Annotated in this window: 5 protein-coding genes and 2 pseudogenes; 6 read left to right on the top strand and 1 reads right to left on the bottom strand. The window is 67.2% G+C overall.

The window, feature by feature from the left end; translation table 11 throughout:
- Nucleotides 1-97 precede the first annotated feature (97 nt).
- The 4 genes and pseudogenes from ACFWV8_RS37985 to ACFWV8_RS38000 all read left to right on the top strand — a co-directional run.
- Nucleotides 98-513, top strand: a pseudogene (locus ACFWV8_RS37985) (transposase); the annotation flags it as partial.
- Between the two features lie 559 nt (nt 514-1,072).
- A complete protein-coding gene (locus ACFWV8_RS37990; RefSeq protein WP_384215048.1) occupies nt 1,073-2,134 on the top strand; it encodes an alpha/beta hydrolase in 1,062 nt (353 codons plus the stop codon).
- A 54-nt stretch (nt 2,135-2,188) separates the two neighbouring features.
- A pseudogene (locus ACFWV8_RS37995) lies at nt 2,189-2,541 on the top strand (ISAzo13 family transposase); the annotation flags it as partial.
- A gap of 5 nt (nt 2,542-2,546) precedes the next feature.
- Nucleotides 2,547-2,720: a hypothetical protein gene (locus tag ACFWV8_RS38000; protein ID WP_384215052.1), complete on the top strand. Its 174-nt coding sequence runs from the start codon at nt 2,547-2,549 to the stop codon at nt 2,718-2,720.
- 21 nt (nt 2,721-2,741) lie between these two features.
- Here ACFWV8_RS38000 and ACFWV8_RS38005 read toward each other — a convergent pair whose 3' ends face one another.
- Nucleotides 2,742-4,346 (bottom strand): hypothetical protein, encoded by a 1,605-nt coding sequence (locus ACFWV8_RS38005; RefSeq protein ID WP_384215049.1) that lies wholly within the window; start codon nt 4,344-4,346, stop codon nt 2,742-2,744.
- 492 nt (nt 4,347-4,838) lie between these two features.
- On the opposite strand from ACFWV8_RS38005, the gene ACFWV8_RS38010 reads away from it, so the two are divergent.
- Entirely contained in the window at nt 4,839-5,903 is a 1,065-nt protein-coding gene (locus ACFWV8_RS38010; RefSeq protein ID WP_384215050.1) for a PP2C family protein-serine/threonine phosphatase, read from the top strand.
- Nucleotides 5,904-6,358: 455 nt separating this feature from the next.
- Nucleotides 6,359-7,145: IS110 family transposase (locus tag ACFWV8_RS38015; RefSeq protein WP_384215051.1), on the top strand; the 787-nt coding region annotated here is incomplete at its 3' end.

Below are 7,145 nucleotides of genomic sequence, written 5' to 3' on the forward strand. Positions count from 1 at the left end.
CACGAACCACCGCCACCCTGACACAGCGTCAGCAAACTAGACTCCGGAAAGGCCCTGTGACCAGGACAAATGGAGAAGTGCAACTGGAGTACTAGTACGGCATCAGGTGTTCCTCACCGACACCCCGTACTCCGGTGGTGGTTCCGCCCAGTTCCTGGAAGTCCGCCACCGCGGACATGCCACTGTCGAGGACCACATCCGGTGCGGCAAGACCACCGGATTCGGCCGCTTCCCCTCCCGCGACTTCGGCATCAACGCCGTCTGGCTCGAACTCAGGCTCGCCGCGATTGAGCTCCTCGCCTGGACCCGTGTCCTCCTCCTGGACGGGGAACTGGCCACCGCCGAGCCGAAGAAACTTCGCTACCGGCTACTGCACGTCGCCGCCCGCATCACCCGCATCACCCGCGGCGGCCGGCGCCTCCACCTGCGAATATCGGCGACCTGGCCCTGGAGACACGAACTCTGGCCACGGCCTTTCACCGCCTCGCCGCACTGCCCCGACCCGCCAGCTGACCGGCACGCCCACGTCCGCCCACGACCCGATAGAACCCCGAGAACCCGACCACCGCGCCGGGACTCCGACCTGCCCAAGCACCGAAATCACGTCGGCCACCCCAACACTTGGCGATCAGCGACGCCGCCTCAGCTCAACTGAAACGGCGAGGCTAGCCCTTCACGGACTCGAGCCAGACGGAAGCTGTGACGCACCGCCGACGCCGCCAGCCTGCTACCGGGCCTCCTGGCAGCTACCCGGACCGCAATCACACCAGTAGGCGACGACGAGCTTACGAACCACGATCAACCACCTACATGGCCAACCTCCAAGTTCTGCTGGACGTACGAAACAGCGAGGCTAGGGGGCATTCCGACGGATCTCCGGGGGAGAAAAATCGGTATTCACCACTCATGACCGGCGCCGCTCGTGATGTGCTGAGACCATGATCGCGATGGCATCGACACCTGACCTCTTGGCCCCTGACGTTTCGACACCTGGAGTTTCGGCGTTGCCCGCCGGAGGGCGGCGACCCGGCATGGCCCGAGGCCATGTCTCCGCCCGCCGGGGCGGCGCGTCATGACCGGGCGCCGGGACTCCCCGGCCGCCGAAGCGGCCGGGGCGCGGACGCCTCCTCCGTTCGACCCGGAACTGGGCGCCGCGCTGGCGGCCTTGGGCAACCTGCCGAGGGAACGGCTCACTTCTGGGAATCTCGCCGCCCACCGGCGACGAGACGCCGCGAGTCGGCCTCTGCCCACAGCCGCCGAGCTACGTGCGAACGGCCGCTTCGCCGTCGAGGAACTGAGCGTGCCCGGTGCCGAGGGCAGCCCGGACGTCACGCTGGTGTACGCGCGGCCCGCCGACGCCACCGGTCCGCTGCCGGTGCTGTACTACCTGCACGGCGGCGGGCTGACCATGGGCAACGCCTGGTCCGTCCTTCCAAGGATCCTCCGTGACTGGTCCGCTCCCCTCGGCCTGGCCGTCGTGTCCGTGGAGTACCGACTGGCGCCGGAGACGCGTTATCCGGGACCGCTGGAGGACTGCCATGCCGGGCTGGTGTGGACCACCGACCACGCGGACGAACTCGGAATCGACGTCGAGCGCGTGATCGTCGGAGGCAAGAGTGCCGGCGGCGGACTCGCCGCGGCCCTGACCCTGCTCCACCGGGACCGGGGCGACGGACGGATGCCCATCGGGCAGCTCCTGCTGTGCCCGATGCTCGACGATCGCCTCGACACCCCTTCCGCCCTCCAGATGGAGGGCATCGGCCTGTGGGACAGGTCCTCGACCGCCGTCGGCTGGCAGGCCTACCTGGGCGACCTGTACGGAGGCCCGGACCTGCCGCCCTACGCCGCCCCCGCCCGCGCCACCGACCTGAGCGGGCTGCCGCCCACCTACATCGATGTCGGCTCGGCGGAGACGTTCCGGGACGAGAACATCACCTACGCCCACGCGATATGGCGGGCCGGCGGCGACGCCGAACTGCACGTCTGGCCCGGAGCTTTCCACGGCTTCGACTCGTTCGTCCCCACTGCGACCCTCACCCGCGAAGCCCGCCGCACTCGATCCCAGTGGCTGAGCCGCATACTCGGACGCTCTCTCCGGGAAGAAAGCACCGAGCCTCCGGCAGCCGTCGGCTAAGGGCCCGTAAAGAATCAACACGTTGCTTCGCGGTCTCCCTGTCGTTGGTGTGGTATGCGCATACCGAGCGAGGTCCGTGACCAACTTGCCCTGAGATTCGGGGTGTTGTTCCCCAATCTCAATGAGCGGCAGCAGCGGCTGGCGCTGGCCGCCGAGGCCCGGCTGCTGGGGCATGGCGGGGTCCGGGCCGTCGCGCGAGCGCGGCGGTGCGGAAGGGCGTCTTCGAGCTGGAGCACGGCGAGGACCCGTTGCCCGATGGCCGGGTCCGCCGGGACGGTGGCGGTCGCAAGAGCGCCGAGGAGCTTGACCCGCTGCTCGTTCCGGCGTTGCTGGCGCTGGTCGAGCCGGATGAGCGGGGCGATCCGATGTCGCCGCTGCGCTGGACGACCAAGTCGTTGCGGTCTCTGCCGCCGTGCTCAGCCCGCACCCCGACGACACCGCCTGGCTCCAGCAGACGGCACTCCAGCTCTTGGACGAACACCGCGCACTCGGGCGCTCTCCGAGCGGATACGCGGCGTCCAGATCCAGGCTGGTGTCCTGGCTGAAGGCGGTGAGGTGGCCGTTCGCCGCGACGCCGTCGCCCTGACCGAACGCCTGGTCACCGCCTTCAGTGGTTGTTGAAGGTCACCTCCTTCGGGTCCTTCTCGTCCTTCGCGTGCTCGAAGGTGCCGGTGAAGCCCCAGTTCTGCCAGCCGCCGTCGCCGTTGTTGGTGATGGTTCCCTCGTCGATGGCGAACACGTCGACACCGTCGACCACCGCGAGGTGCTCCAGACCGGACACTCCGCTGAAGGAGAGGTTGTTGAACGACTTCACCGCGATGATGTTCGTGTCGGGGAATGTACGGCCGTACTCCTCGACAAGGGATTGGGTCAGTTCGCCGTTGTCGCCCGGCACGTCGCCGGAGTAGTCGGTCCCCGGGTACGGCCCGCCGTCCGTGTACTTCGGCGTCTCGTCGTTGAAGTTGACCGTGCCCGTTCCGGTGAGGGTGGAGTCGGCGTCGAGGTCGGCGGGTTCCGGCTGCTCGAACGTCGCTTGCATGCCGTCGCGGGTGAAGTCCCCGTAGAAGGCCCAGTTGGTGTATCCGCCGTCGCCGTCATTGCTGAAGGTGCCCTTGTCGAAGACGTGGACATCGAACACCGCCCGGCCGGAGGCGATGTCGTCCCCTTGCTCGTCTTCATGGTATTCGTTGGAATTCAGCCGGTATCTGCCCTGATGGACGAACGAATCCGGTTCCTGGACCCAGTGCGACGACTGCTCCGAGTGCATCGCGACCACGTTGTAGTCGGGGAAGCAGCGGCGCATGTCGTTCACGAGCATCCGGACCGACTGGGTCGAGGCTTCGTTGTTCAGTGGGGAGTAGGTGTTGTAGTACCTGCTCCGGTCGGGCAGTTCCTGCCCCTCGACCTGGCAGCCCTCGTCGCCGGGCTTCCAGCCCTCTTTTCGCTTGGGGCGGGGCGGCTCCTGGAACGTGACGGTGCGGCGGTCCTCGCTGATGTCGAAGACGCCGTGGAACCCGCGGTTCTTCCAGCCGAGGTCGGCGTCGTCGGCCCAGGTGAACGTGCCGGTCTTGAACGCGTAGACGCGGTACGTCGTACCGCTGATCTCGACGGTCTCGATCAGCGCCGCACCGTCCATCTGCTGCAGATTGCCCTCGTGGGGCTGTGCGATGACGATGTTGTAGTCCGGGAGACAGTAGGCGAGGTCCGCGAGCGCCAACTGGACCCGCTTCTCCTTGTTCTTCTCGTTGTCGATCTTGTCGATGACGAAGTTGACCAGGTACGAGTAACCCCAGGCCGCCGCCTTTGCCAGGGGCCCGTTTCCCGGAACGGAGATCGACGAGTTCGACGACCGTTCCCGTGGCTCGAAGCAGAGACTGGGAAGCGCGTTCCCCACTTCGTCGTCGGATTCAGGGTCGGATTCGACGACAGGGATCTCGCCGGACCCGCCGCCGGGCTTGTCCCCGGGTGCCGTGACAGGCTCACCGGATCCGCCGGGATTGTCCCCGGGTGCCGTGGCAGGCTCGACGGGTTCGTCGGGATCGGGCTCGTCGTCGGAGTCGCAACCGCCGCCGTCCGCCATATGAACAATGCGGCAGACATGGTGCTGCGCGTAGCCGGCGACATCGCCCCCGATGCCGGTGGCAATGATCGCGCCGCTCACGAGGGCGACGACCCCCACCGTTCCGAGGTACTCAACCGTGCTCTGTCCCACGTTCGTTCGTACGCCTCGGCGTATGCCGTCGCATCCATTCACGTGCCACCTCTTTGCAGTTTGCTCCAGTGACCGAGGGCGTACACCCGCCGGGGATCGCACTGTAACGACGACACCCGGGCCCACTGGGAGGGTCCGAGGGCCCAAGCCCAGGACCCAAATCGGCAAACCGGTTTTGCCGCTGTCCTTCAGCGCCAGAGCGGGCACCGACCATGTCACTTCGCGCCAGGTGGGCGATACGGGCTAAGCGGGCATAAGGCATGCTGGATGTATGGCGCTAGGCGAGGCCATCGTCGCTGACCGAATCTCCAGGGTGCAGACCCGGGGATCGTGGAACCGCGAAGGCCGGGACCCTCGCCTGACGGCCGGTGCTGGGCTGCGAACACGTCCTGAGGACGGTGATTCTTCATGCGGCTGTCCGCCGTGGCAGGAGTCCGCACTGATGCGAGAGTCCGCGTACTGTCCGTTCTCCTCATTCTCGGCGGAGCGACATTGGATCTCGTCGCTCCGCAGCCCTACCTGGGCCTGCCCCTGCTGGCGGCCGCGCCCCTCGTGGGCTGCGCCATACTGCCTCGCCGCACCACCGCGGCCGTGGCGGCTGTGGTGGTCCTGACAGCGCTCGCCGTCGACCTGGAGAGAGGCCGTCCATTGTCGGCGACGCTGGTGGACCTGGCGGTGGTGCTGCTGATGGGTGTCATCGCCGTGTGGGTCAACGGGGTGGTGGCCCGCCAGCGTGGCCATCTGGCCGTGGCGCGGGACATCGCCGAGGCGACGCAGCGCGCCTTGCTGCCATCGCCGCCGGCGATAGTGGGGTCACTGAGCGTGGCCGTGCGTTACGAGGCCGCTCAGGCGGAGGCCCGGATCGGCGGTGACCTCTACGCGGTGCAGGAAACACCCTTTGGCGTTCGCGCAATCATCGGTGACGTCATCGGCAAGGGCATGCAGGCCGTGCCCGCCGTTTCTGCCGTCGTCGGTACCTTCCAAGAGGCAGCGGACACCGCTCCGGATCTTCGCGTGCTGGCCCAGCGTCTGGACCACGCGCTGGAGCGAGGCGACAGCCTCGGCGACGAGGACGAGGGCGCCGAGCGCTTCACCACGGCCCTGCTCGCCGAGATCCCTGCCAGCGGGGGCAGGATCACACTGCTGTCCAGGGGGCACCCCTCGCCCTTCATCCTGTGCAAAGGGCGGGTGACTCCGCTGGAGCCGGCTGCGAGCGCCCTGCCGCTGGGAGCAGGACTGCCGGACGTTCTTCCCGACGGCCCCCTGGATACCTTCGCCCTGCCCGCCGACGCCATCCTGCTGATGGTCACCGACGGCGTTCTGGAAGCCCGTGACCGGCAAGGGAGCTTTTACGACCCGACCGTCGCGCTGGCGGGCCGCAAGTGCGCACACCCGAAGGAACTCGTGGATTCACTTGTGGGAAGCGTCGCGCACTGGACCGGCGGCCAACGCCAAGACGACATGGCCATCCTCGCACTCTGCCGCACCCCGGCAATTCATCGGCAGGACGCCGACACCTCTACACACGAGGCGGGGGAGCAGCGGCCTTTCCCGTGAAGGAATGGTTCCCATGTCCCCTCCCCCCACCACCTCAATCCGCCAGCCGGGTGTTCCTCAACGGGCGTCGTGTGCCGACACCAGCTATCCCGGAACGGGTGGAGTACAGCAAAGAGAGTGCCGTACGTCGCCCCCGTAGTGGAAATCGGACTCGGTACCGGTGGCGCCAGGAGACCACGCTCGCCCGCGTGGAGGGACGGGCGGACAGGAGCGGGAAGTCAAGGTTCCCTACCTTGTTGGTACGGGATCGGGCGAGCCCTTCGTATGGTTGGCCCGCCCAGGGTGTCGGGTATGGCTTTCAGAATTGTGCCGCTGATGGCTTCCACTGATTGGCCGCCCGACGCTCCACGACGACTCGGCTTCCAATTAGGAATTGCGACTCGATCGCTCCGTAGGGAATCGACAGCGACGTCGTCCGTGGCACACACGTACTGTCCGACGCACGGAAGAACCACGTGGCTGCCATCTGGGCCGGGATCGACGCAGGTAAGACCCATCACCACTGCGTGGTGATCGATGAGGCCGGCCGTCGGCTGCTGTCGCGACGGGTCGCCAACGACGAAACCGAACTACTGCAGCTGCTCGCCGACGTCCTGGCTCTGGGCGATGAGGTGACGTGGGGCATCGACCTCATGGACGGCGGCGCCGCTCTGGTGATCACCCCGCTCCTCAGCCACGGCCAGCGCGCGTTCTATATCTCCGGCCGCGCCATCAACCGCGCCTCGGAGGGCTACCGTGCGAAGGACGCGGCCGTCATCGCCGATCAGGCCCGTATTCGCCGTGACCTGCACCTTCTGCGGATCGGTGACGAGATCGCCACCGATCTGAAAATTTTCACCGTTCACCGTTCGGACCTGGTGGCCGATCGGACCCGCACCGTCAACCGGCTCCGCGCCTACCTCACGGGCATCTTCCCGGCACTGGACCTCACCAACGCCGGACCGTTGACTCTGCTGACCGGCTATCAGACCCCAGCCGCCCTGCGACGTATTGGCGCTCGCTGGCTGGAGACCTGGCTACGGAACCGCAAGGTCCGCGGTGCCGGCCAGATCGCCGAGGCGGCGCTGGAAGCGGCCGGGAGTCAGCACACCAGCCTTCCGGGCGAGAAGACCGCCGCCCGAATGATCTACACTCTGGCCGACCAGGTCCTAGTACTCCAGTTGCACTTCTCCATTTGTCCTGGTCACAGGGCCTTTCCGGAGTCTAGTTTGCTGACGCTGTGTCAGGGTGGCGGTGGTTCGT

The sequence above is a fragment of the Streptomyces sp. NPDC058665 genome (assembly GCF_042714995.1).
GTDB lineage: Bacteria > Actinomycetota > Actinomycetes > Streptomycetales > Streptomycetaceae > Streptomyces.

Bases quoted from the DNA above. Each gene is read 5' to 3' on its own strand.
- ACFWV8_RS37990 (WP_384215048.1), top strand. From the start codon at position 1,073: ATGACCGGGCGCCGGGACTCCCCGGCCGCCGAAGCGGCCGGGGCGCGG.